Source organism: Macrococcus brunensis, from assembly GCF_004359615.1.
GTDB lineage: Bacteria > Bacillota > Bacilli > Staphylococcales > Staphylococcaceae > Macrococcus > Macrococcus brunensis.
Genome location: NZ_SCWA01000014.1, coordinates 1 through 22,491 on the forward strand (window position 1 = coordinate 1; position 22,491 = coordinate 22,491).

The 22,491-nt window shown below is 41.2% G+C and carries 22 protein-coding genes; 5 read left to right on the top strand and 17 right to left on the bottom strand.

Annotated elements, in window-relative coordinates; genetic code table 11:
• Positions 1-199: 199 nt before the first annotated feature.
• The 6 genes from fabI to ERX27_RS08150 form a co-directional block, all read right to left on the bottom strand.
• Positions 200-970, bottom strand: a complete 771-nt coding sequence (gene fabI / locus ERX27_RS08125; protein WP_133432339.1) for an enoyl-ACP reductase FabI — start codon at positions 968-970, stop codon at positions 200-202.
• A 122-nt stretch (positions 971-1,092) separates the two neighbouring features.
• Positions 1,093-2,925 (bottom strand): cation:proton antiporter domain-containing protein, encoded by a 1,833-nt coding sequence (locus ERX27_RS08130; protein ID WP_133432340.1) that lies wholly within the window; start codon positions 2,923-2,925, stop codon positions 1,093-1,095.
• 36 nt (positions 2,926-2,961) lie between these two features.
• Positions 2,962-3,807, bottom strand: coding sequence for an RluA family pseudouridine synthase (locus ERX27_RS08135; protein WP_133432341.1), 846 nt, complete (start codon positions 3,805-3,807; stop codon positions 2,962-2,964).
• Position 3,808: 1 nt separating this feature from the next.
• On the bottom strand, positions 3,809-4,606 hold the full coding sequence (locus ERX27_RS08140; RefSeq protein WP_133432342.1) for an NAD kinase: 798 nt from the start codon (positions 4,604-4,606) through the stop codon (positions 3,809-3,811).
• A gap of 11 nt (positions 4,607-4,617) precedes the next feature.
• The gene (yjbM, locus tag ERX27_RS08145) at positions 4,618-5,241 is read right to left on the bottom strand and encodes a GTP diphosphokinase (protein WP_133432343.1); all 624 of its coding nucleotides are present in this window, start codon (positions 5,239-5,241) and stop codon (positions 4,618-4,620) included.
• 14 nt (positions 5,242-5,255) lie between these two features.
• On the bottom strand, positions 5,256-5,600 hold the full coding sequence (locus ERX27_RS08150) for a UPF0738 family protein (RefSeq protein ID WP_133432344.1): 345 nt from the start codon (positions 5,598-5,600) through the stop codon (positions 5,256-5,258).
• Between the two features lie 116 nt (positions 5,601-5,716).
• On the opposite strand from ERX27_RS08150, the gene ERX27_RS08155 reads away from it, so the two are divergent.
• The 3 genes from ERX27_RS08155 to ERX27_RS08165 are packed head-to-tail and all read left to right on the top strand — an operon-like array spanning position 5,717 to position 7,509.
• Positions 5,717-6,307, top strand: a complete 591-nt coding sequence (locus tag ERX27_RS08155; protein ID WP_165983133.1) for a CYTH domain-containing protein — start codon at positions 5,717-5,719, stop codon at positions 6,305-6,307.
• A gap of 39 nt (positions 6,308-6,346) precedes the next feature.
• Complete coding sequence (locus tag ERX27_RS08160) at positions 6,347-6,715, top strand: globin domain-containing protein (RefSeq protein WP_420827905.1); 369 nt, start codon at positions 6,347-6,349, stop codon at positions 6,713-6,715.
• Positions 6,716-6,729: 14 nt separating this feature from the next.
• On the top strand, positions 6,730-7,509 hold the full coding sequence (locus tag ERX27_RS08165; protein WP_133432347.1) for a DsbA family protein: 780 nt from the start codon (positions 6,730-6,732) through the stop codon (positions 7,507-7,509).
• Positions 7,510-7,893: 384 nt separating this feature from the next.
• Here ERX27_RS08165 and pepF read toward each other — a convergent pair whose 3' ends face one another.
• From pepF to spxA, 4 genes are all read right to left on the bottom strand, one after another.
• On the bottom strand, positions 7,894-9,708 hold the full coding sequence (pepF, locus tag ERX27_RS08170; protein WP_133432348.1) for an oligoendopeptidase F: 1,815 nt from the start codon (positions 9,706-9,708) through the stop codon (positions 7,894-7,896).
• Positions 9,709-9,759: 51 nt separating this feature from the next.
• Positions 9,760-10,731 (bottom strand): competence protein CoiA, encoded by a 972-nt coding sequence (locus ERX27_RS08175; RefSeq protein ID WP_133432349.1) that lies wholly within the window; start codon positions 10,729-10,731, stop codon positions 9,760-9,762.
• A 72-nt stretch (positions 10,732-10,803) separates the two neighbouring features.
• Positions 10,804-11,478 carry an adaptor protein MecA gene (gene mecA / locus ERX27_RS08180; protein WP_133432350.1) on the bottom strand — a complete coding sequence of 225 codons (675 nt, stop codon included), beginning with the start codon at positions 11,476-11,478 and terminating at the stop codon, positions 10,804-10,806.
• Positions 11,479-11,578: 100 nt separating this feature from the next.
• Positions 11,579-11,974 carry a transcriptional regulator SpxA gene (gene spxA, locus ERX27_RS08185; RefSeq protein ID WP_133432351.1) on the bottom strand — a complete coding sequence of 132 codons (396 nt, stop codon included), beginning with the start codon at positions 11,972-11,974 and terminating at the stop codon, positions 11,579-11,581.
• A gap of 262 nt (positions 11,975-12,236) precedes the next feature.
• On the opposite strand from spxA, the gene trpS reads away from it, so the two are divergent.
• Positions 12,237-13,229: a tryptophan--tRNA ligase gene (trpS, locus tag ERX27_RS08190; RefSeq protein WP_133432352.1), complete on the top strand. Its 993-nt coding sequence runs from the start codon at positions 12,237-12,239 to the stop codon at positions 13,227-13,229.
• 67 nt (positions 13,230-13,296) lie between these two features.
• Here trpS and ERX27_RS08195 read toward each other — a convergent pair whose 3' ends face one another.
• The 5 genes from ERX27_RS08195 to opp3b form a co-directional block, all read right to left on the bottom strand.
• The gene (locus tag ERX27_RS08195; protein ID WP_133432353.1) at positions 13,297-14,964 is read right to left on the bottom strand and encodes a peptide ABC transporter substrate-binding protein; all 1,668 of its coding nucleotides are present in this window, start codon (positions 14,962-14,964) and stop codon (positions 13,297-13,299) included.
• 244 nt (positions 14,965-15,208) lie between these two features.
• On the bottom strand, positions 15,209-16,366 hold the full coding sequence (locus ERX27_RS08200) for an ABC transporter ATP-binding protein (protein WP_239035418.1): 1,158 nt from the start codon (positions 16,364-16,366) through the stop codon (positions 15,209-15,211).
• Positions 16,366-17,439 carry an ABC transporter ATP-binding protein gene (locus ERX27_RS08205; RefSeq protein WP_133432354.1) on the bottom strand — a complete coding sequence of 358 codons (1,074 nt, stop codon included), beginning with the start codon at positions 17,437-17,439 and terminating at the stop codon, positions 16,366-16,368. The genes ERX27_RS08200 and ERX27_RS08205 overlap by 1 nt, the downstream gene beginning before the upstream one ends.
• A gap of 17 nt (positions 17,440-17,456) precedes the next feature.
• Complete coding sequence (opp3C, locus tag ERX27_RS08210; RefSeq protein WP_133432355.1) at positions 17,457-18,509, bottom strand: oligopeptide ABC transporter permease; 1,053 nt, start codon at positions 18,507-18,509, stop codon at positions 17,457-17,459.
• The gene (gene opp3b / locus ERX27_RS08215) at positions 18,509-19,435 is read right to left on the bottom strand and encodes an oligopeptide ABC transporter permease (RefSeq protein ID WP_133432356.1); all 927 of its coding nucleotides are present in this window, start codon (positions 19,433-19,435) and stop codon (positions 18,509-18,511) included. Before opp3b ends, opp3C begins: the two co-directional genes overlap by 1 nt.
• Before the next feature lie 433 nt (positions 19,436-19,868).
• Between opp3b and ERX27_RS08220 the strand changes: the two genes are divergently transcribed.
• Entirely contained in the window at positions 19,869-20,240 is a 372-nt protein-coding gene (locus tag ERX27_RS08220; RefSeq protein ID WP_133432357.1) for a DUF3899 domain-containing protein, read from the top strand.
• 40 nt (positions 20,241-20,280) lie between these two features.
• On the opposite strand, the gene fabF is transcribed toward ERX27_RS08220, so the two are convergent.
• Positions 20,281-21,519 (bottom strand): beta-ketoacyl-ACP synthase II, encoded by a 1,239-nt coding sequence (gene fabF / locus ERX27_RS08225; RefSeq protein ID WP_133432358.1) that lies wholly within the window; start codon positions 21,517-21,519, stop codon positions 20,281-20,283.
• Positions 21,520-21,528: 9 nt separating this feature from the next.
• Positions 21,529-22,470, bottom strand: coding sequence for a beta-ketoacyl-ACP synthase III (locus tag ERX27_RS08230; protein ID WP_133432359.1), 942 nt, complete (start codon positions 22,468-22,470; stop codon positions 21,529-21,531).
• Positions 22,471-22,491: the final 21 nt, after the last annotated feature.

The following is a 22,491-nucleotide window of genomic DNA, read 5'->3' on the forward strand; positions in this document are numbered from 1 at the left end:
CTGTGAATCCGGTCTGATCATTGAACGACTCCCCCTGTTTCCTTAAGTTTAAATGATGAGAACAAAATAAAGAACATGAATTTCAAAATTCATGTTCTCTAAAAGATTTTTATTCAATTGCGATTCTCCTTTAATTATCAGAATAATCGTAGATTATTAAAGGGGATTTTCAGTGGCCTTTCAGCAGAAGGTCTCTTTTTTAGCGGACGATATGATAACCGGAATCCACGTGAATGTTCTCACCTGTAACACCGCTGGATAGATCACTAAGTAAATAAGCTGCCGTACGTCCGACATCAATGATATCGACATTACGTTTTAACGGGGCACGTTCTTCTACTTGATGAAGAATAGTGCTTAAGCCACCGACACCTTTCGCACTGACTGTACGAATAGGACCTGCTGAAATAGCATTGACACGAATACCTTGAGCGCCTAAATCTAGTGCCAGATAGCGGACATTTGATTCAAGTGATGCTTTTGCCACACCCATGACATTATAGTTCTCAATTGCGATTTCGCCGCCCAGGTAAGTCGTTGTAACGATACTGCCGTTCTCTGCCATGATTTTGCTTGCTTCACGCGCAGCAATCGTCAGTGAATATGAACTGATGCTGTGTGCTTTTAAGAAACCCTCACGAGATGTCTCTGAAAAACGCCCGCGTAAGTCTTCAGGATCAGCAAAGGCAATTGAGTGATATACCCCGTTGATTTTTCCTGTCTGACCGATTTCTTCGAATGCTTTAATAATAGAAGCATCATCTTCTGCATCACATTGAACTACGAGTGCCCCACTATTGTTTTTTAAGTCAGGCAGCAGCTTAAGAATCGCTTCTTTTGAACGCTCCTTACGGTATGTGAAGATCACTTCTGCTCCTGCTGCGTCCAGCACTTGTGCTACGCCGTATCCGATACTGCGCTTGTTGGCTACACCCATAATGACAAAGCGCTGATTTTCTAAATTTAACATGCTATCCCTCTCATTCTTAAATTAGTACCTACTACTAATTTATCGATAATACGCTCATATTGCAAGAAATAGTGAAAGTGTCGCGAATTTTAATCCATTCGCGACACTTTCATTCATTTTATTCAGAAGAGTTCCAGTTCTCGTTTCAGCTGGTCCACATACTGTCTGCTACCCGTCACAATCAGACGGTCTTTAAAGTGCAGCTCAGTGTCACCATGCGGTACGATAGAATTATTATTGCGCAGAATACGGACGAAGATGATATTGCCGCCGAACGGGAATTCGCGGAGTGTCATCTCGTGATAACGCGTATTCAGCATTTCGATCTCGTAAAGTGAAGACTCGACGTTTGATAACAGGCTGAGCATATTCGGTGATTCGATCATGCTCTTCAGCAATGTTTTAGTACTGTCAAACTCATTGAAGATTTCAACACCTGCTGCCTGTAACTCGGCATCTTCGCCGGCATTCGCCTGACGACAGATGACGCGCTCAACACCATGTGCTTTCGCCATTAAAGCAACTTTGACATTAATATGTGTATCGTTTGCCGAGCAGACGACGATATCATTATCAAAAAGTCCTGCTGCTTCAAGAATCTCAGGCGCGTACTCTTCAATTTCAATGACATCTAAGTCTGTAATTTCCTGCTTATAGTTGTTATTTTCTAGATAGTACAGCGTCGGATGATAAAGTTCAGTGTTAAACGTCTGGGCAATCGGCACCGATAACTGGTTCTTGCCGATAAATGCGATGTTAATAATTCTTTCTTCACTGATCTCAACCGGAAACAGCTTCTTGAAGAATACAGGCACAATGACACACGTAATGATGGCACTTAAAATCATTGTACCGGACAATGTATTGGAAATAGTCCCCAGTTGTTCAGCAAGCTTAGCGCTGACGATAACGAGTGAGAGTGTTGAAGTAAGCAGGAAAGAAGAGGCTAAAACCGTCTTCTTGTCATACCATTTCATTAAAACACTCAGTGGAATCACTTTCGTCAGGAAGAAGATGACGAAAAGGATCGGAATGATGAGCAAAATCGATGGATCCTTCAGCAGTTCACGAATATTCAAGTCGACACCGACCATGATGAAGAAAATCGGTATGAAGAAACCATAGCCGAATGAATCAAGCTTATGAATCATATCTTTATCAGGACCCAGTAAGCTGACGACGACCCCTGCTAGGAATGCACCGAGAATATTCTCTGCACCGACCCCTTCTGCTAATGTAACGAGCAGAATAATCATGGCAAAGACCGCACGGATACCGATCTGAGTTGTCCCTTCCAACAATTTATGGATAAGTTTAGATTTCTTGAAATAGCCACCCATGAAATAGAAGATCGCTGTAAAGACAACCAGGATACCGATCAGCCAGATAGGAGAATCTCCTTTAGCGTGAAGTGTCCCGTAGACGGTCAGTAGCAGCATCGTAGCAAGGTCTGCTATAACAGCAACTAACAGAATAATCTGCCCGATTGACGTTTTCAGCAGATTCATTTCTTTCAATGTCGGTACGACGACACCGAGCGAAATAGTCGAGATAATAATGACCATCAAGAAGACATCATCTACCAGCCCGACCCATTTCAGAATGTAAGCTGCCAGAAGAGAGAGCAGAAATATCGCTGCAAATATCGTTGAGGTCAGAAGGAGTCGATTTGGTTCCTTGGATTTAGACTTACTGTCCTTATTTGACTTAAATGCAGAGAAGTCAATCTCAACTCCACTTAGGAACATCAGGAAGATGACGCCGAGTGTGGACAGGATATTTAAAACTTCGTTCGGTTCAACGAGATTCAGCACAGATTTACCGATCAGAATCCCCATCAGAATCTCTGCTACGACCACCGGCAGAAAATTCAGATGCAGACGATTGACCAGTAAAGGCGTAATAAGCGCTGTCATCACGATGATGACAAGCGATAACATATGATGATGTTCCATATTTACCTCCTATTTATAAAAAATCAATTTATTATATCATATTGGTATGACAAAACTTAAATCATGTGGCACTGGTGCCTGACTAGTCATTATCTGTTTGGTAACTGGATGTCTAAATGTCACTTGAAAAGCGTGGAGTGCCTGGCGCTTTAATGAATGATCAGTCCCATAAAGCGTATCGCCTAATAGCGGATGACCGATCGCTTTAAAATGAACACGAATCTGGTGGGTCCTGCCTGTATGCAGTCTGACAAGTGCGACAGAATAATCATGGCGTATCAGCGTCAGATAACTCGTCAGCGCAGGTTTGCCGTCAGGCGCTGTCACACGCTCGATAATTGACTCTGACTTGCGTCTGATTGGGAGATCAATGGTTCCGCGTACAGGCAGCTGACCTGTTACCGCACATAGATACAGCTTATCGATGATACCCGTCATCCAGTGATGAATCAGCTGGTGTTTGGCAAATATAACGACACCGCTTGTCTGCCTGTCGAGTCTCGTGACGATATGCGGGATGCCAGTTGTGCCTGTCTGCTCGAAATGAAATAACACGCGTTCCAGTAAGCTGTCGTGCGGGTGTAGCTGTGAAGGCATCGTCGACACCCCGGCCGGCTTGTTGACGATACAAAGCGCTTCGTCTTCATAAAGAATCGTTAATGGCCCTGTGCTGGGCACGAGACTTGCACTCGGTGTTTCTGCCGGTAATCGGACGGTGACAATATCACCCGGCATAACAGTCGCACGCACAGTTTTTTTATCACCATTAACTAAAAGAGCGCCATTCAGCTTGATGGCGCTCAGACTTTTTTTTGATATAGACTGCTCTGCTAAAAAGGTGCGCAGAAGCATCTGTTCAGTTACTTGAAATTTAAGTTCCATATTATTCACTCGCTATAAAGGAATCGTGCACGCGTTTCCAGAACGGGAATGGGCGGAAACGAGCAAACCTGATTTTTTCATCTGCAACGCGGTACTGAATGGATTTAATACCTTGATGTTCACTTGTAATGTGATCAATCGTCAACATAAACTTCCCTTTGTTGACCGGCGTAACGTGCAATGTATGATGTTTCGGTAAAATCAGCGGACTACCCACTGTTCTGAACACCCGGTTGTTGATAGACGCTATCTCTGTCATCTGCATTGCCTCGAGTGACGGATGCATCAGTGCGCCGCCCAGCGCTTTATTATAGGCTGTAGAACCACTTGGTGTAGACAGACAGAGTCCGTCTCCTCTGAAACGTTCGAAGTGCTGACCCCGGATATCTACATCAACGACCAGTGTGGCACCATTATGTGTTTTGATGGTGGCTTCGTTCAGAGCCAGGAAACGGGTCTCACGGCCTTGTTCATAACGCACAATCGTTTCGATGAGCGGATATTCAATTCGCAGCATCGGTTCATTCTTAATCGCAATGACCAGTTTTTCCACTTCATGCGGCAGCCAGTCTGCATAGAACCCTAGATGGCCGGTATGTATACCGACGAAACTGCAATCATCCAGACGATGACTATATGTATGGAATGCCTGGAGGAGTGTACCGTCACCTCCGACAGAGATGACGATGTCCGGTGCCTCGGTATCCTCAATCATTTCGAAGTCCTTCATATAACTCATCATCTTCTGTTTAAGGGCATCACTTTTCGAATCGCCTTTAGATAATATCGCAAATTTCATATGCGTTCTCCTTATCGTTCACTTCGTTGTTCGGTATAGAACTTCTGTGCCTCAATGATCTCTTCGCGAATCTCAGACATCTCCTGATCCAGAAGATAGGCCGCTTCAGCCGCATTTTCCAGACGTGTCTGTATCTGCGGTGGATAATCACCATCATATTTATAACGGAGCGTATGCTCAATCGTTGCCCAGAAATTCATAGCAAGTGTACGGATCTGAATCTCAGCCAGAATAAACTTCTGCCCGTCAAGCGTCTCAATCGGATACCGGATGATGACATGGTAAGAACGATAGCCGCTTTCCTTTGTTTCTTTAATGTAGTCACGCTCTTCAACCACTTCGAAATCCTTGCGGTCACGAAGCAGCTGAACAACCGTGTCGATGTCATCAACAAACTGACACATCAGTCTGAGTCCAGCAATATCATACATCTCTTCAGACAGTTTATCGAATGGAATTCCCCTTTGGTTGGCTTTCTCGATAATACTCGGAATCGGCTTCACACGACCTGTCACAAATTCTATCGGTGAAGATAACCCTGCAGAATGATATTGCTTCCGGATTCCTTTTAATTTCATCTTAAGTTCATCAATCGCCTGTTTATAAGGCGCTAAAAATATGTCCCATTGATTCATACGGGCTCACCCCTTTATAACGCGAATACCTCTTCTACTTTTTCAGTAAACGCTTTGCCGTAGTTATGGTTATCTTTAATGTTGTCGAGCAGCAGCTCAAACTCTTCTGTGAAGCGCACAAGTTCAATCGTTCCGTATAAATACCAATCCTTGTCCTTATACTGGTTCATCATCTCCCATGTTTCTTCTACGAAACGGAGATGCTGGTAGCGTTCACCATCATCCAGCTGATAGACGAACTGAAAATGGTCGCTATCTGTGATCATCTGACCTGTTGCGGTCAGTTCAAGTGGTTCTTCTGCTGTAAAGACATGAACCTGGTCATTCACTAACTTGATTTCATTAACATGTAAATTCATTATAATCTCTCCTTTGACAAACATATTTTATCATAAAAAAGCGCTTCAATATAGAGAATCCCTCTGACTTTACTTCAAATAGATTGTCCGCCATAATAATTGTTGGAGGGGATAACGTGGAAGAATTAGAAATCGAATTTAAAAATTTAATCGATTACCCTGTATACGATCGTCTCAGAAATACTTACTTTAAAGAAGCAGCTGTGATTACACAGACGAATTTTTATATTGATAATACGCATGAAGAGATTGCTGCAGCTCGTATAGCTCTTCGTATACGCGATACAGGTGACAGCCTGATGATGACGCTGAAAGTCCCGCAGGAAGTGGGCATTATGGAATACCATAGTAAGATTAATCCGACCATGCTGGATGATGAGCATATCAACCAGCATGAACTTCCTGATAATATCAGACAGCAGCTGGAATCACGCGGGATTGATGTAGACTCTCTTTACATTGTCGGTGCTTTGTCGACAGAACGTCGCGAAATTCCATATGACGGCGGTCTGCTCGTTCTAGATGCCAGCCACTACCTCGATACAGAAGATTTTGAGCTTGAATATGAAGTGTCAGATTACGAAAGTGGCCTGGAGAAATTTGAGAAATTCCTTTTTCAGCAAGGCATTCAGTCGAAGAAACCACTTAATAAAATACAGCGGTTTTATGCGAGACATAAAGCGCTTACAAGCAAATCACTTTCATAATTCCATATAAGTGATATATTAAAGTAAAGGACGAAAATTATGGTCACACCTTATGAAGCAATCGGACAGGAAACGCTTGAAGCTGTAATCGATCGCTTCTACTCTTATGTAGAGGCTGATTCCAGAATCAACCACCTTTTCCCAGGTGACTTTGCAGAGACTGCCCGCAAACAGAAGCAATTTTTAACACAGTTTTTAGGAGGACCTGCGCTCTATACCGAAGAGCATGGTCATCCTATGCTCAGAATGCGCCATCTTCCTTTTAAAATCACGACATTCGAACGTGATGCCTGGGTCGACAATATGACCCGAGCACTGAATGATTTCGATATGGACAGTGAACTCAGAGCATTTATATTGGAGCGTCTCGAAATGACAGCCACACATATGGTGAATTCTGAAGACTAAATGTAGGTGATAGCATGAAACCTTTACAGCTTATAGAATGTCAGACGAATATTCCGCTGCAGCCTTTAAAGAAGATTGAAATCTATTCTTTTTTCGATCCATTCTGTAAGGACAGCTGGGAACTGAAGTGTATTCTTCGTAAACTGCAAATTGAATATAACCAGTATATTGAGATTAAACATATCTTACTGCCTACTCTGCGTATATTGACGAAATGTCAGGCACAGAGTACGACGGAAGACGATAATATCGCACTCGCTTATAAGGCAGCAGAACTACAGGGACGTAAAAAAGCATCCATGTTTCTGCGTTCCCTGCAAAACGAGACGATGACAAAGAATGATATTATTACGCGCGACCTTCTGATGCAGTCGGCAGAAAAAGCCAGACTTGATCTGGATACGTATGCTGAGGATATAAGAAGTACACACGTCACGAACTCATTAAAAATCGATCAGCATATCGCGCGTGAAATGGAAGTGACGATGTCTCCTACTCTCGTGTTTTTCAATGAGAATTACGAGGACGATGGACTTAAAGTAGAAGGGGTCCAGCCTTACGCCATTTACACGTATATTATCAATGAGCTCATCGAAATGGATATCGAGAAGGAGCTGCCTCCTACTATTTTCGACTATATCACGCAGCATGAACTTGTAAGTGAAACAGAACTTGAGATTATTTACGAATGGCCAAAGAAAATACTCGACCGTGAACTAAAGAAACTGAAGTTAATGAGTAAAATAGAAGAAGTCTGTTATAACGAGAATAAATACTGGCGAAAAAAAGAGTGACCTTTCAGATGAGAGGTCACTCTTTTTGTATGAAGAGGCTGTAAAGTCTAGCAGATCTTGTTTGCTAGGCTTTATTCATGTGATTCACTGCTTTTTTTCTACGTATCGTCCCGCAGATCCTGTTTCCGGGACGTTGCTCATGCGCTACATTGCTTTTTGCTTATATTAAGTCACCCCACTACCTCCCTCTTAAAAAAAGCCATAAAAAAATACCGTGTCTGTATACACGGCATTTTAAACAAAGGGGATGGGAGAAATTTTCACTCAAACAAAGGGGTATGTTTGGTATGTGATAAATTTCATATTGGTAATATATCATGATTTTTAAATCATCGCAACGATATATATCCAACTTCACATTATTGTCATAATGAAAACGTTTTATTATCTGTTATACATTTTTTTGATTAATTTTTCAAACTCATCCAAGCGTGTTTCAAAGACTTTGCAGGCCTGTTCTATAGGTTCGCTCGTTGTCATATCAACGCCTGCTTTCTTTAATACTTCAATCGGATAGTCTGAACTACCAGCTTTCAAGAATTCATTGATGTAACGTTCTACTGCAGGCTTTCCTTCTGATAATATCTGGTTACTTAATGCTAATGCAGCACTATAACCTGTTGCATACTGATAGACATAATAGTTGTAGTAGAAGTGCGGGATACGGCTCCACTCTTTAGAAATATTGTCGTCTGTTTCTACGGCTTCACCGTAATACTTCTGATTTAACTTGGCATATTCAGCATTGAGGCGTTCACCTGTCAACGGTTCATTATTCTGTGCCAGTGTATGGATCAAGTGTTCAAACTCCGCAAACATTGTCTGTCTGAAAACTGTTCCTTTAAAGCCTTCCAGCTGATAGTTGAGGAGATACAGTTTCTTCTTCTCATCTGTTAGTTTCTGATACATGTGATGTGCGAGTAACGCTTCATTACAAGTAGATGCTACTTCAGCTACAAAGATAGAATATCCGGACATATTGGACGGTTGGTTTTTACGAGAGAAATAGCTATGTGCTGAGTGACCGAATTCGTGTGTTAATGTAAATGTATTGTTTACTGTATCTGTCCAGTTCATCAGAATAAAAGGATTTGTACCATATGTTCCAGATGAATAGGCACCGCTTCGTTTGCCTTTATTCTCATAAACATCTACCCAGCGATTGTTCAGGCCTTCTTCAATGACATCTGTGTACTCTTTCCCCATCGGTTCAAGTGATTCCAGCACCCATTTTTTCGCTTCTTCATAAGTGACTTCAAACTTCTCATCCTGCACAAGTGGTGTATACATGTCATACATTTTCATGTCTTCTAAGCCGAGCAGTTCTTTACGCAGTTTTGTATAACGATGTAATAGCGGCAGATGATCATGAATCGTTTTAATCAGATTATCATAGACTGCTTCAGGAATATCATTATTGCTCAGTGCCTGCTGGCGTGGTGAGTCATAGTTTCTGACTTTACTTGAGAATAAAGCAGACTTCACTTTACCTCCTAATGTCTGTGACAATGTATTATTGAACTGACCATACGCACGATAGACTTCATTATATGCATTCTTTCGGAGCACGCGGTCTTCTGATTCCATATACTTGCTGTAGGTCCCTTGAGATAACGGATGCAGCTGACCATCTTTATCCGCGACATCTTCAAACTTCAAGTCAGCATTATTGAACATACCGAAGACATTGCTTGGTGTGGACAGTGCTTCACTTGCTTCAGCTAAAATCTTTTCTTCTTTATCAGAAAGGACATGTGCTTTTTTCTTCATGATGCGTTCTAAATCAAATTTGTAGCGCTCGAGTTCCGGCTTTTCTTCTACAAAGCTCTCAATCGTTTTTTCATCGATTGTCATCAGTTCAGGCATCATAAAACTCCAGGCACTTGATAACTTTGCAGCAAGTGATGCCGCACGCTGTTCCATCCCTGCATAATGCGCATCTGATGTATCCTGATCGTGCTTTAAGTGTGCATATGTATAGACCTTGCCTAACTTCTCATCGATTTCACTATCGAGTAAAAGGGCCTGATACAATGTCTCTGCACTCTCTCCCAGGCGACCCTTTACTTCCTCCTCACGACCGATATAACTCTCAGTATCTTTAAATGCAGCTTCAAAAGCGGCATCGTCTTTAAAAATCGTCGTTAAGTCCCATGTGTTTTCTAACTTCTGTTCTGCTCTAGTAATTAGTTCAGCCATATACTTTCCTCCAAAAATTTAGATTATTATAATTTTCTCACTTTTCAGTCATTAATGCACGTATAATTTCTTATAAGCAGCTAAATACTGTGCAACCAGTTCAGACACAATCTCATACTCAGATAACAGCGTATGAACACCGTAAAAATCCAGTTTGTCAGCTAAACGTTCTACCGTATATGTTTGATTCTTCAGTAGCAGCAGGAGCATACTCTGCCATGTAACCGGATGCGTCCTGATATAGAACTGATGTGGCACGACGATTCCGATAGACTGAGGCAGCGTGCGGTGATTGATACCTAACTGGTACAGAGCACTCAGTGTTGGTTCCCTCACATCTTTCAGCTGCAGACATCGTCTGATAAACATATTCTGCTGCTGTTTCGTCAGCTGATGAGATTGTCTCGTAACTACCCGGTCTATCATGAATGCTTCAAAACACGAGACACTGTACCTCTCGTATGTGACAGAAAGTGTCGGTGTTATATCACCTAACTGATAGCAGTAAAACTGATCCTCGCTTTTGTTATAACTGAAAAGCTGCATACGCTCAGTCTGGACCAGCGCACGTTGAAATGCCGTCAGCTTCAGCATGCAGTCATTCCGTGATAGAGCCTCATCTTCTGCTATCCAGATGACATCCATGTTCAATCGCCTGTATCCTGCACTTCTGCGTAAAATTGCATCGACCGGAATGACAGAGAGCTGCAACTCTACTGCGAGAGTCCTGTCTACCAGAATATCCGGTATCTGCTCGATTTCACTCAGAAAGTATTCCATATCCACGTGATGAGCTCTCGCCATATCATAGAGATGATGCTTTCCCTGCAGATGAACAAGCGACTCTGTCTTATAAGTTGATTTATGACAGTCAATGACACGCTGGTGCGAGAAATGCGCAATTTTGTAACGTCCTTGTTTTAAAGTCACGGGTTTCAAACATACAGGACAGCGGTAATGCAGTTTTAAATCTGCCTGATGTGCCTGAGTGTAGATTCCTTCTTCTGTGACAGCGATTAACATAAAAACACCCCCTACTAAATAATCGTAGAGAGTGGACAATATTATTTTTAAAGATTCTATAGTTTGTGTAAATTACACTGAGAAATAGTGTCTCACTTGGCGACGAACATTATGACTCATAATGACTTTACCGTATTCCTCCAGCATTGGATGATTCATTTTAGAAGGATTCGCATATTCAAAAAGATGGGAGACATAGCTGTCCATGGCATCTTCCGTTGCACGGCTGTCAAAATGAACGTAATAGTAATATTTATTGTCATGCATATAGAGCAGGTCTTCCATATCTACTTCTATACTATCTGCATGACTGAACTGGATGACTTCCTCAAGACTGGCAAACTCCGCGACTAATTCACGGCTTTTCTTACGTTTGTTATCCTGTGAAGCTCTATCTAATAAATCTGCAACGCCGTGGTCATGTTCCAGCGCTTTATTTAAGTATTCATTGACTTGATATTCAAGCTGATCACTTGTCTCTTCTTCAGGCAGATGCATGAAATCGTCCTGCTTTGACTTCGTCACCACGAATTCAATTCCTTTGTCGAAAGCATGGACTTGTATCCATAGAGGTCCTTCTACAACAAATTCCTCTTCTTCATTGATTTCTTCCATCATAGACCAGAAGAACTCTTCCCCTTTACGACGGTTCATCCACAGGTCATCCTGCCTGAAACCGCGTTCTTCGATATCACGGTAAGTCAGATAAAATTTAATCGTTGACTCATTAATGCGTTCTATTCTCATCCCAATACCTCCTTACTGATGAGTAGTATCACTATTGTATTATACTCATCCGTAAAAACCTAACAATTTGATTAAAAAAAGCTACCTCTAAAGAGGTAGCTTAGTCAACCATACGCTGAGCTTCAAGAAGCTGGAATGTACGGACTTTACGTGGCAGGAACCGACGAATTTCATCTTCGTTATAGCCGACTTGCAGGCGCTTTTCATCCAAGATGATCGGACGACGTAGTAAGCCTGGATTGTCCTGAATAATCTGATAAAGTTCCTGCAGAGGAAGGGCATCGATATCCACATTCAATTTCTGGAATGTTTTAGAACGTGTTGAGATGATTTCATCTGTTCCGTCTTCAGTCATACGTAAAATTGCTTTTATTTCGTCAAGGGATAAATTTTCTGAGAAAATATTGCGCTCCGTATACGGAATATCATGTTCTTGTAACCATGCTTTCGCTTTACGGCAAGATGTGCAACTAGGTGAAGTAAATAATGTTACCATACATCTCACACTCCTAATAATTTTAATTTAGATTAGTGATGAATCAATTAATTCTCTATTCCCTTGTGTCAAGTGATTAAACCTGATGTTAGAAATTTCATCTGCTAACCTTATGACTTTATTATAATGAACGAAAATGAGAATTAAATGAGAAAAATGAATTAATCTTCATTTTCCTAAGAATATTTCGCAAAGTCGTCATATTTAACGGCAGGCTGAAATAGTGTACAATATAACAAACAGTTTGAAAAGGAGACTCTCTATGGAAACTTTATTTTCAGGCATTCAGCCGAGTGGTATACCGACTATCGGTAACTATATTGGTGCATTAAAACAGTTCGTCGATATCCAGGACGATTATGACTGTTATTTCTGCATCGTCGACCAGCATGCTATAACAGTACCTCAAGATAAACTCGCACTACGCAAAAATATCCGTTCCCTTGCTGCACTATATCTCGCAAGCGGTATCGATCCTGATAAAGCGACACTCTTTATCCAGTCAGAAGTACCGGCACACGCTCAGGCAGGCTGGATGCTGACTTCTATTTCGACTATCGGAGAACTGGAACGTATGACGCAATATAAGGATAAAGCAAAAGACCGTAAAGAAGGCATCCCTGCAGGTCTTCTCACTTATCCGCCGCTGATGGCTGCTGATATTTTATTATACGGCACTAAAATCGTTCCTGTCGGCGATGATCAAAAGCAGCACCTTGAACTCACGAGAGATCTCGCTGAACGTTTTAACGCGCGCTATAACGATATCTTCACAATTCCGGAAGTACGTATGCCAAAAGTAGGCGGACGTGTCATGAGCCTGCAGGAACCGACTAAGAAAATGAGTAAGTCTGACAGCAACACAAAAGGCTTTATCTCCCTTCTTGATCCACCGGCAACAGTTGCGAAGAAAATTAAAAGTGCTATCACAGACTCTGAAGGTGTCGTCAGATTTGATACAGAGAATAAACCGGGTATTTCAAATCTACTGACTATCTACTCCATCTTCAGTGGTGAAACGATTGAGGCACTTGAAGCAAAATACGCAGGAAAAGGCTATGGTGACTTCAAAGGTGATCTCGCTGAAGTCGTTGCAGACTTCATCACTCAGTTCCAGGAGAAATATCAGTATTATATGGACTCGGAAGAACTGGATACCATCTTGGACCGCGGTGCTGAAAAAGCAAGCTTTAAAGCAAACAAGATGCTGAAGAAAATGGAAAATGCGATGGGACTCGGACGTAAACGAAAATAAAACACGGTCAACTGACCGTGTTTTTTCATTTAAAAAAGGAGCAATCAGCTGATTGCTCCTTTTCGTATTATTTTTTGCCTTCGATGTAAGTTTCTTTAAGAGTAGTGTCTCCAGCGAATTTGTGAGTGACGAAGTTTTTGATGTAGCCTTGACGTAAACGTGCGCCACCTGCTTGATACATCGGGATGATAACTGCTTCATCTAAGAATTTAGTTTCTGCGTCTTGTAAAGTTGTCCAACGTTCTTCAGGCTTTTGAAGTAATGGACCTTTAGCATCTTTGATCATCTTATCAAATTCTGCATTAGACCAGCCTGTCTGGTTGTGAGCACCTTTAGTAACGAACATATCAAGGAATGTCATTGGGTCTGGATAGTCAGGACCCCAGCCGCCGAATGCAAGTTCGTAGTTACCTTTAGATTCTAACTCAAGTTTTTGTTTGAATGGCTGCTGTTTAATTTTAAGCGTTACGCCAGGTAATGAAGTTTCAACTTGCTCTTTAACATACTCACCAGCTTTTTTAGCTGTATCAGCATCGAATGTTAAGTATTCGAATTCGAACTTATCTTTGCCCAGTTCTTTCTTCGCTTTTTCTAAATATTTCTGCGCTTCTGCTTTATCGTAGTTAAGTGGAGATTTAACACCTGAAATGTAGTCTTCACCTGCTTCGTTTTTCACGAATTCTTTAGGCATTAACGTATCGATAGCGATAGAACCATTGTTAAGAATCGTTTTTGTTAACTTTTCTTTGTCGATAGATTTAGCTAAAGCAAGACGTAAGTTTTTATTCGCTAAATCTTTGTTTTTACCTTGGTTCATACGAACGAAGTATGTTGAAGCATCAAGTTCAGTAGAGAAGTTTTTGTCTGATTTATATTTATCAACGTTCTCAGCAGTTAAACCTACTGTATCGATATCACCAGTTGTGTACATGTTAAGCGCTGTTTGAGCGTCTTTAACGACCTGGTAGTTAACTTCTGTTAACTTCACTTTATCTTTATCCCAATATTGATCATTTTTCTTATACTGGAAGTTTTTCTCTGTATTCCATTCGCTTAAAACAAAAGGTCCATTGTAAAGAGTTGTATCTTTAGTTGTTCCGTATTTAGAACCTTGCTCTTTAACGAATTTTTCGTTCTGCGGTAAGAATGAACCGAATGCAAGTAACTCTTTGAAGTATGGTACAGCTGTTTCTAACTGAATTTCAAGTGTATTGTCATCTACTGCTTTAACACCTAATTCTGATGGCTTCATTTTGCCTTCATTGACTGCAGCAGCATTTTTAAGATCCATCATGATGTAAGCATATTCTGCAGCTGTCTTAGGATCTAATGAACGTTGCCAAGCAAAGACGAAATCCTTAGCTGTTACAGGGTCGCCATTTGACCATTTAGCATCTTTACGTAATTTAATAGTCCAAGTTTTGCCGTCCTTAGAAATTTCAGGATCCCCTTCAGCTACGCCTGGTACTGCTTTGTCATCTTTATCTAAAGTGTAAAGACCTTCCATAACTTGGTTGAATGTATCAAAAGAAACTTGGTCAGTCGCTAATGATGAGTCAAGTGTCGGAATATCTGAACTAGAAGCGAAATTTAATACTTGTTCTTCTCCACCGCCGCTACCAGAATCTCCAGTAGATTTGGTGTCTTTAGAATCGTTGCCGCCGCCTGTACAAGCTGCTGTAAAACCTGATACTGCGATTAATGATGCTAAGAATAATGAACTTTGCTTCTTCATGAATTTGCCCCCTATTGTTTAGTGAAAATCAATCTGTATTGAATTTTCAGAAGATTTGTATTAATTATATTTTACCAACTTACATGTTGCAATACTTTTTTTAAATATTTTGACTTTTTTAATAATTTATATTAATTCACTTTTTACACTGTTTTACTCTATTAACATCTGTAAATTCTAATTTTTATATAAAATAGTTAATAAACCTATAAGAGAAAACCATACTCAAAGTATGGTTTCGATCTTATAACTGGCCGACAGCTGTTGTGCCTTTATGATGGTTATAATTTGCTTTATGTTTTTCATATTCACTTGGCGAACAATAAACATAATGATCTGGTGCAACTTCACGAAGTTCTAACACATCGTCCGCTGAATAGGCATGAACATCCGGATTATAAGTATGTCTGACACGCGTACGTTCACTTTCAGGGTCTGGAAGTGGAATAGCTGAAAGCAGCGATTTTGTATACTCATGAAGTGGATTGTTATAGATAGCATCTGCTGGACCAATTTCAACTAATTTACCGAAGTACATAACACCAATACGGTCAGAGATGTATTTTACCATCGATAAGTCATGAGCAATAAACATAAATGTGATGCCGCGTTCTCTTTGGAGCTCCTGCATCAAGTTGACAACTTGAGCCTGGATAGACACGTCTAGTGCTGAAATCGGCTCGTCAGCTATGATAAAATCAGGTTCAACTGCGAGTGCACGGGCAATTCCAATACGTTGACGCTGGCCACCAGAGAACTCGTGTGGATAACGGTTGGCATGTTCTTTATTAAGTCCAACTGTCTGTAATAATTCATAGACACGGTTTGCACGGTCCTGTTTATTTTTAGCAAGTTTATGAATATCAATGCCTTCAGCAATAATATCCATGACTTTAAGTCTTGGATTAAGAGATGCATAAGGATCCTGGAAGATCATCTGCATACGACGATTGAAATGCAGCAAGTCTTTCTTGCGTTTAATAGACTGGATATCAGTGCCATCAAAGTACACTTTACCACCTGTTGCATCATAAAGTTTGATGAGAGAACGCCCTGTTGTTGACTTCCCGCAGCCTGATTCTCCTACAAAGCCAAGTGTCTCCCCTTTATAAATATCAAATGAAATATCATCAATCGCTTTAACTTCATTAGATTTTCCCACATTAAAATATTGCTTCAGGTTTTTAACTTCAATCAGTTTTTCCTTATTAGCACCGTAATGCGTTGTGTAACCAGATGCTCTGAGTTCATCTTCAGTCAGTTCAGTCTTGTTCAGCTCTCTATCTGAGTACTGAGCTGTCGTTTCAGTAATCTGAGATTCATCGACGACTAATGGCCCATCTTCAATGCTGTGTTCTTTAAGTGTATCAGGATGCAGATCCTGTTTATATTCTTCTCTCATTAGAAGCTTACCCCCTCTACTTGTCTTGGCTGATCGAACTGGCCAGGAAGTTTTCTCTGCTTCATTTTAACCATTTCTGGCGGGTCCACTTGAGGTGCCTGTGGATCCATTAACCATGATTTGACGAAATGAGTCGGTGATACCTGGTACCAAGGTGGCTCCTGTTCAAAATCAATCTGAAGTGCATAATCAGAACGACGTGCAAATGCATCTCCAACAGGTGGTTTGATGAGGTCTGGTGGAGTACCTGGAATCGCTTTAAGCTGTGTATCCTGTGCAGTGTCAAGACTTGGCATAGAAGATAGCAGGCCCCATGTATATGGATGTTTCGGATCATAGAAAATCTCGTCAACTGTACCTGTTTCAACAATCTGTCCACCATACATGACTGCTACGCGGTCAGCAACGTTAGCAACGACGCCTAAATCATGAGTAATGAAGATGATTGAAGTATCAATTTTTTTCTGTAAGTCTTTCATCAGTTCAAGAATCTGTGCCTGAATCGTTACATCAAGTGCGGTCGTCGGTTCGTCAGCAATTAGCACTTTCGGGTCACATGCAAGTGCTGTCGCTATAACGATACGCTGACGCTGACCTCCCGAGAATTGGTGAGGATAGTTATTAAAACGACCTTCTGCATTAGGTAAGCCAACTAAGTTTAAAATATCAATTGCTCGAGCTTTAGCATCTGCTTTCGATAACTTTTGATGCTTGATTAAGGGTTCCATCACTTGCTTACCGATTTTCATCGTCGGATTCAATGAAGTCATCGGATCCTGGAAAATCATTGAAATGTCACGGCCACGTACTTTTTGCATTTCTTTTTCTGATAGCTTCGCTAAATCTTTACCATCAAAAAGAATCTGTCCTTCTTTAATACGACTTGGTGGTGTAGGCAATAATCGCATAATAGCTTTAGTTGTAACTGACTTACCCGAACCTGATTCGCCTACGATTGCCAGCGTTTCCGCTTTATCAAGGTGAAAGTCTACTCCACGTACAGCCTGCACTTCTCCTGCATGGATATCGAAGGAAACTTTCAGGTTTCTCACTTCCAAAATTCTTTGTGCCATTTATATTTCCTCCTTTATTATTTACGCATTTTCGGATCGAGTGCATCACGTACACCATCACCAAATAAGTAGAAGCAAAGAATCAATAAACTTAATACTGCTGATGGAATAAACATCTGATATGGATGGATTAATAACATTTTACGTCCATCATTGACTAATGAACCTAAAGACGCTGCCGGTGAAGGAATACCTAAACCGATAAAGCTTAAGAAAGCTTCGAAGAAAATCGCACCAGGTACTGAGAACATTGCAGTAACAATGATAGGGCCTAGTGTATTAGGTAAAATGTGTTTGAAAATTAAGCTTGAATTAGATGCCCCTAAAGTACGAGAAGCAAGAACGTATTCCTGTGACTTCAGTTTCAGGAACTGTCCACGAACGATACGGCTCATCCCTATCCAGCCTGTCAGAGACATGGCCAGGATAATGGTCATGATGCTTGCATCGAAAATGATAACGAATAAAATCATGATAATCAGGTTAGGTATAGAGGCGATGATTTCGATGATACGTTGCATGACATTATCAACTGTACCTCCAAAGAAACCGGAAATCGCACCATAAGTGATACCGATGACCACATCAAGGAATGCTGCAACAACACCAATCAGTATCGATACTTTTGTTCCTTCCCAGACACGAGTGAAGATATCACGGCCAAGGTCATCTGTACCGAACCAGTAGCTTTCTTTGACATTTTTCGCTTCATACATATCAAAGTTATCTTTATCACGACCATCAAACGGTAGGAAATGGATATCTTTTAAAGCTTCAATTTTAGGTGGTAAGTTCGCATGATCGACGTTTTGTGCCTTAAAAGTATGGCCGCTGATCATTGGACCGATAAGCGCCATTAAAAGAATTAAGATAAGGCCGATCAGACCCGCGATAGCTGCTTTATTGGATTTTAACTGCAGCCATGCATCCTGCCAGAACGTCCGACTTTCACGTTCAATCCTGTCTTCATAGATTTCGTCACGATTTGCCAGTACAAAAGGCTGCGCACGGCTTGTTGATAAGTTCTGATCAACATCGGCATGCGTATAAGTTTCTCTTTCTTTTACCATTAGTCTTTTCCTCCTTGTACACGGATACGTGGATCGATGATACCGTATAGAATATCAACCACTAATAAGACAGCTACAAATAAGAAACTGAAGAACAGTGTTAAACCCATGATGACAGGATAGTCATTCATCTGAATAGAACGGACGAACTGATCACCAATACCCGGAATACCGAAGATTGTTTCGATTGTGAGCGCACCCGTAAGGATACCAACAGTCATAGGACCTATTAATGTAATGATGGGAATTAACGCATTTCGCAGCGCGTGCCCGTATAAAACCTTGTTCGTTGAATTTCCTTTTGCTTTTGCAAGCGTGATATAGTCTGAGCTCAGAACTTCAATCATCTCAGAGCGAATATAACGCGCGATAGTTGCTGTCACTCCAGCTGATAATGCAAGAGCCGGCAGAACCGCATACATTGGGCCTTCCCAACCAGCAACTTTAAAAATCTGCCATTTTACAGCGAAGAAATATTGGAGAAGAACAGCTAAGACGAATGAAGGAACAGAAATAGCGATAACAGAGAATATAGTCGCGAGATAATCGATCCATGTATTCTGTTTGACGGCTGCGACTACACCTAATATGATGCCGACGACAACCCCTAATATAAGTGCATAAAGCCCTACTTCTGCTGAGGGTCCTAAACGTGGAATAACAAGTTCAGTAACAGAACGATTATCATATTGGAATGAATTTCCTAAATCACCTGTTGCCACATTTTTTAAATAGTTGACATATTGGACACCAACCGGATCGTTAAGGCCGTATTTTTCATTAACAATTGCTTTTTGCTCAGGCGTCAGTTTTTCATCGTTATAGGGAGACCCTGGCATTAACTTCATCAAGAAGAAAGTTGCAGTAGCTACTATGAACAAAGTGATAAACATGTAGCCTAATCTCTTTAGAACAAACTTTAACATTATTTTTCCTCCTTTTTTTAGGTTAAGCTTTACTTAACAATTATCATAACTAAGTTTTCACAAAATTCATATAACTTTTTGAAAATAAAAAAATTATTCTGATAATTTATTGTAAATCACACTTATTGTTATAATACAATTTGCCTCTTAACCTTTACTTCTCTAAAGCCTTAGCATCATTATAATGATAATTTCTTACTTTTTGCAATACATTTTTTATTCAGAATTCTCTTTAATATGTATAAAATTATCCTATTTCATTGCGTTAAAGCGATGTTGAATTTATTAATATTCATTATTATATTTATTAATACATATTCATACTAAAATAGTCGGCTATTTTCAATGATTTGGTAAATGAAATATTTATCTGTTATACATCAATCCGATTTTACTGTACAATACTAATGAGGATATAAGTGGAGGGTTATAAGTGAAGTTCAAATTCTATAGTTTATTTATTTCGATATTATTGTTTTTAAGTATTGTTTCTTTGTTTTTTTATGGTTTCAGTATGATTCATTTTTTTGATACATTGTTCATGTATGCGCTATTGATGTTCTGTATAGGTTTACTCATATATTTGTTCTCAGACGGCGCATTCAGTATTATGGGGCATTCTTTCAGACGTTTTCATTATGTCACTGCCCCTAAGCGTCTGAAAGAAACGATGGCTGATGATGACTTGTATAACCAGAAAGAAGTCAGAATCCGCAATGAAAGATATGCGTTTACTGTGCCGATGATTTTAACTGCTCTAGCTGGTATTGTAATTTCACTCGTATTTTCTTATCTAATCAAATAAAAGAAGCGAAGACTCTTACAAGGAGTCTTCGCTTCTTTTATTAGTCCTGATATTTTTTAAGGACGATGACTGCATTATGACCACCAAAGCCTAAGCTGTTGGATAGAGCATATTCAATGTCCATCTCAATCGCTTCATTCGGAATATAATCAAGATCACATGCCGGATCTGGCTGGTCCTGATGTATTGTCGGTGGAACGGTTCCATTATGAATCGCCAGTGCTGTCAGAATAGCTTCGATTGCACCAGTCGCACCGAGCAGGTGACCTGTCATTGACTTCGTCGAGGATACTTTCAGATTCTTCGCTGCTTCACCGAATACAGTTTTAATCGCTTCTGTTTCATATAGATCACCGATCGGTGTGCTTGTACCATGTGCATTCAAATACTGGATCTGGTCAGGTGTGATGCCTGCATCTTTAATCGCCATTTTCATCGCACGTGCGCCGCCTTCTCCTTCTGGTGCGGGCGCTGTAATATGATAGGCATCACCATTGTTGCCGTAGCCAGCAATTTCAGCATAGATGTGCGCGCCACGTTTTTTCGCATGTTCCAGTTCTTCTAGAACGACAACACCTGCCCCCTCCCCCATCACGAAACCGTCTCGTCCTTCCTGGAAAGGTCGACATGCTTCGTCCGGGTTATTGTTTGTTGACAGTGCTTTATTGGCTATAAAGCCTGCGATGCCCATTTTTGTGATCGGGGCTTCGGCTCCGCCTGCGATCATTGCGTCTGCATCACCGTACTGGATGATGCGGTAGGCGTCACCGATACTGTTCGTCCCTGTCGCACACGCTGTAACTGTACAGCCATTCGGTCCTTTTGCGCCCAGATCAATCGAAATCTGTCCTGCAGCCATGTCAGGGATGAGCATCGGCACAAAGAACGGACTGATCCGGTTCGGTCCACGTTTTAACATCTGATCATAAGCGGTCTCAAACGATTCCATTCCGCCGATACCCGAACCGACCCATACACCGATACGGTCACTGTTTTCATCTGTTATTTCAAGCCTGCTGTCTTTAAGCGCTTCACGAGCAGCTACCACACCGTACTGTGTAAAGCGGTCCATCTTACGTGCCTCTTTTCTCTCCAGATGGTCTTCGATATTGAAATCTTTTAATTCTCCGGCAATCTTAACGCTGAAATCAGAGACATCAAGTCTTGTAATATAATCAATCCCATTTACGCCTTTAATCGCATTTTCATAAGTGGTTGATGCATCGTTACCTAGCGGACTTAAAGCACCTATTCCAGTAATCACTACTCTTCTCTTCATATTATCCTCCTATTTACCGTAGACCAGTGTAATGGCGCCGTATGTGAGTCCGCCGCCGAATCCTACGAGTACAATTTTACTGTCTTCTTTTACCGTACCTTTTTCGAGTTCATGAATCAAGGACAGAGGGATGGATGCAGCAGATGTGTTACCATAACGGTCGACTGTCACACTCATTTTCTCTTTATCAATTCCGAGTCTCTGGCGTGCTGATTCCATGATTCGGATATTCGCCTGATGGGGTATAAACATATCGATATCCTCTGGTTCAAGTCCCGCTTCTTTGACTGTCTTCTGCGCCATGTCCCCCATTATTCTGACAGCAAACTTGAAGACTTCCCGGCCGTTCATCTCGAGCAGGTGGTCTTCTTTTCTGTCATATAGATATTCCCCACCTATCCCATCACTGCCGAGCTGGAAGTTCCGGATACCGCGTCCTGCGCTGACCTGGCCCATCACGACTGCAGCCGCGCCGTCACCGAAGAGAATCGCAGTATTGCGATCTGTCATGTCTGCAATTTTCGACAATTTTTCTGCGCCGATGACTAAGACATATTTACAGACCCCTGTCTGGATGAACTGCTGTGCTGTGACCATCGAATAGATGAATCCTGTACAGGCGGCCAGCTGATCCATTGCAGGTACTTGTCTCAGTCCTAAACGTTCCTGCAGCTGACAAGCAACTGAAGGAAACTTGTGGTCACCTGTTGCCGTCGCAACGAGCACCATATCTATTTCATCTTTAGCGATACCTGCGTCTTTAATCGCTCGTTCTGCAGCGATAAAAGCGAGATCACTCGTATCCTCGTCCACTGCTGCAAACCGTCTTTCTTTTATACCCGTCATCTTGGTAATCCATTCATCTGATGTATCTAGAAACGCTTCAAAATCCTGATTGGTCATCCGTTTTTCTGGAACGTAGCCACCAATACCGACTATACCTATATCCAACGCTATCCACCTACTTATAAT

Bases quoted from the DNA above. Each gene is read 5' to 3' on its own strand.
- ERX27_RS08140 (WP_133432342.1), bottom strand. From the start codon at position 4,606: ATGAAATTTGCGATATTATCTAAAGGCGATTCGAAAAGTGATGCCCTT.
- fabI (WP_133432339.1), bottom strand. From the start codon at position 970: ATGTTAAATTTAGAAAATCAGCGCTTTGTCATTATGGGTGTAGCCAAC.
- opp3b (WP_133432356.1), bottom strand. From the start codon at position 19,435: ATGTTAAAGTTTGTTCTAAAGAGATTAGGCTACATGTTTATCACTTTG.
- ERX27_RS08195 (WP_133432353.1), bottom strand. From the start codon at position 14,964: ATGAAGAAGCAAAGTTCATTATTCTTAGCATCATTAATCGCAGTATCA.
- ERX27_RS08150 (WP_133432344.1), bottom strand. From the start codon at position 5,600: ATGAATTTACATGTTAATGAAATCAAGTTAGTGAATGACCAGGTTCAT.
- ERX27_RS08160 (WP_420827905.1), top strand. From the start codon at position 6,347: ATGGTCACACCTTATGAAGCAATCGGACAGGAAACGCTTGAAGCTGTA.
- opp3C (WP_133432355.1), bottom strand. From the start codon at position 18,509: ATGGTAAAAGAAAGAGAAACTTATACGCATGCCGATGTTGATCAGAAC.
- spxA (WP_133432351.1), bottom strand. From the start codon at position 11,974: ATGGTAACATTATTTACTTCACCTAGTTGCACATCTTGCCGTAAAGCG.
- trpS (WP_133432352.1), top strand. From the start codon at position 12,237: ATGGAAACTTTATTTTCAGGCATTCAGCCGAGTGGTATACCGACTATC.
- ERX27_RS08130 (WP_133432340.1), bottom strand. From the start codon at position 2,925: ATGGAACATCATCATATGTTATCGCTTGTCATCATCGTGATGACAGCG.
- ERX27_RS08165 (WP_133432347.1), top strand. From the start codon at position 6,730: ATGAAACCTTTACAGCTTATAGAATGTCAGACGAATATTCCGCTGCAG.
- mecA (WP_133432350.1), bottom strand. From the start codon at position 11,478: ATGAGAATAGAACGCATTAATGAGTCAACGATTAAATTTTATCTGACT.
- pepF (WP_133432348.1), bottom strand. From the start codon at position 9,708: ATGGCTGAACTAATTACTAGAGCAGAACAGAAGTTAGAAAACACATGG.
- ERX27_RS08205 (WP_133432354.1), bottom strand. From the start codon at position 17,439: ATGGCACAAAGAATTTTGGAAGTGAGAAACCTGAAAGTTTCCTTCGAT.
- ERX27_RS08135 (WP_133432341.1), bottom strand. From the start codon at position 3,807: ATGGAACTTAAATTTCAAGTAACTGAACAGATGCTTCTGCGCACCTTT.
- ERX27_RS08200 (WP_239035418.1), bottom strand. From the start codon at position 16,366: ATGAGAGAAGAATATAAACAGGATCTGCATCCTGATACACTTAAAGAA.
- ERX27_RS08175 (WP_133432349.1), bottom strand. From the start codon at position 10,731: ATGTTAATCGCTGTCACAGAAGAAGGAATCTACACTCAGGCACATCAG.
- fabF (WP_133432358.1), bottom strand. From the start codon at position 21,519: ATGAAGAGAAGAGTAGTGATTACTGGAATAGGTGCTTTAAGTCCGCTA.
- yjbM (WP_133432343.1), bottom strand. From the start codon at position 5,241: ATGAATCAATGGGACATATTTTTAGCGCCTTATAAACAGGCGATTGAT.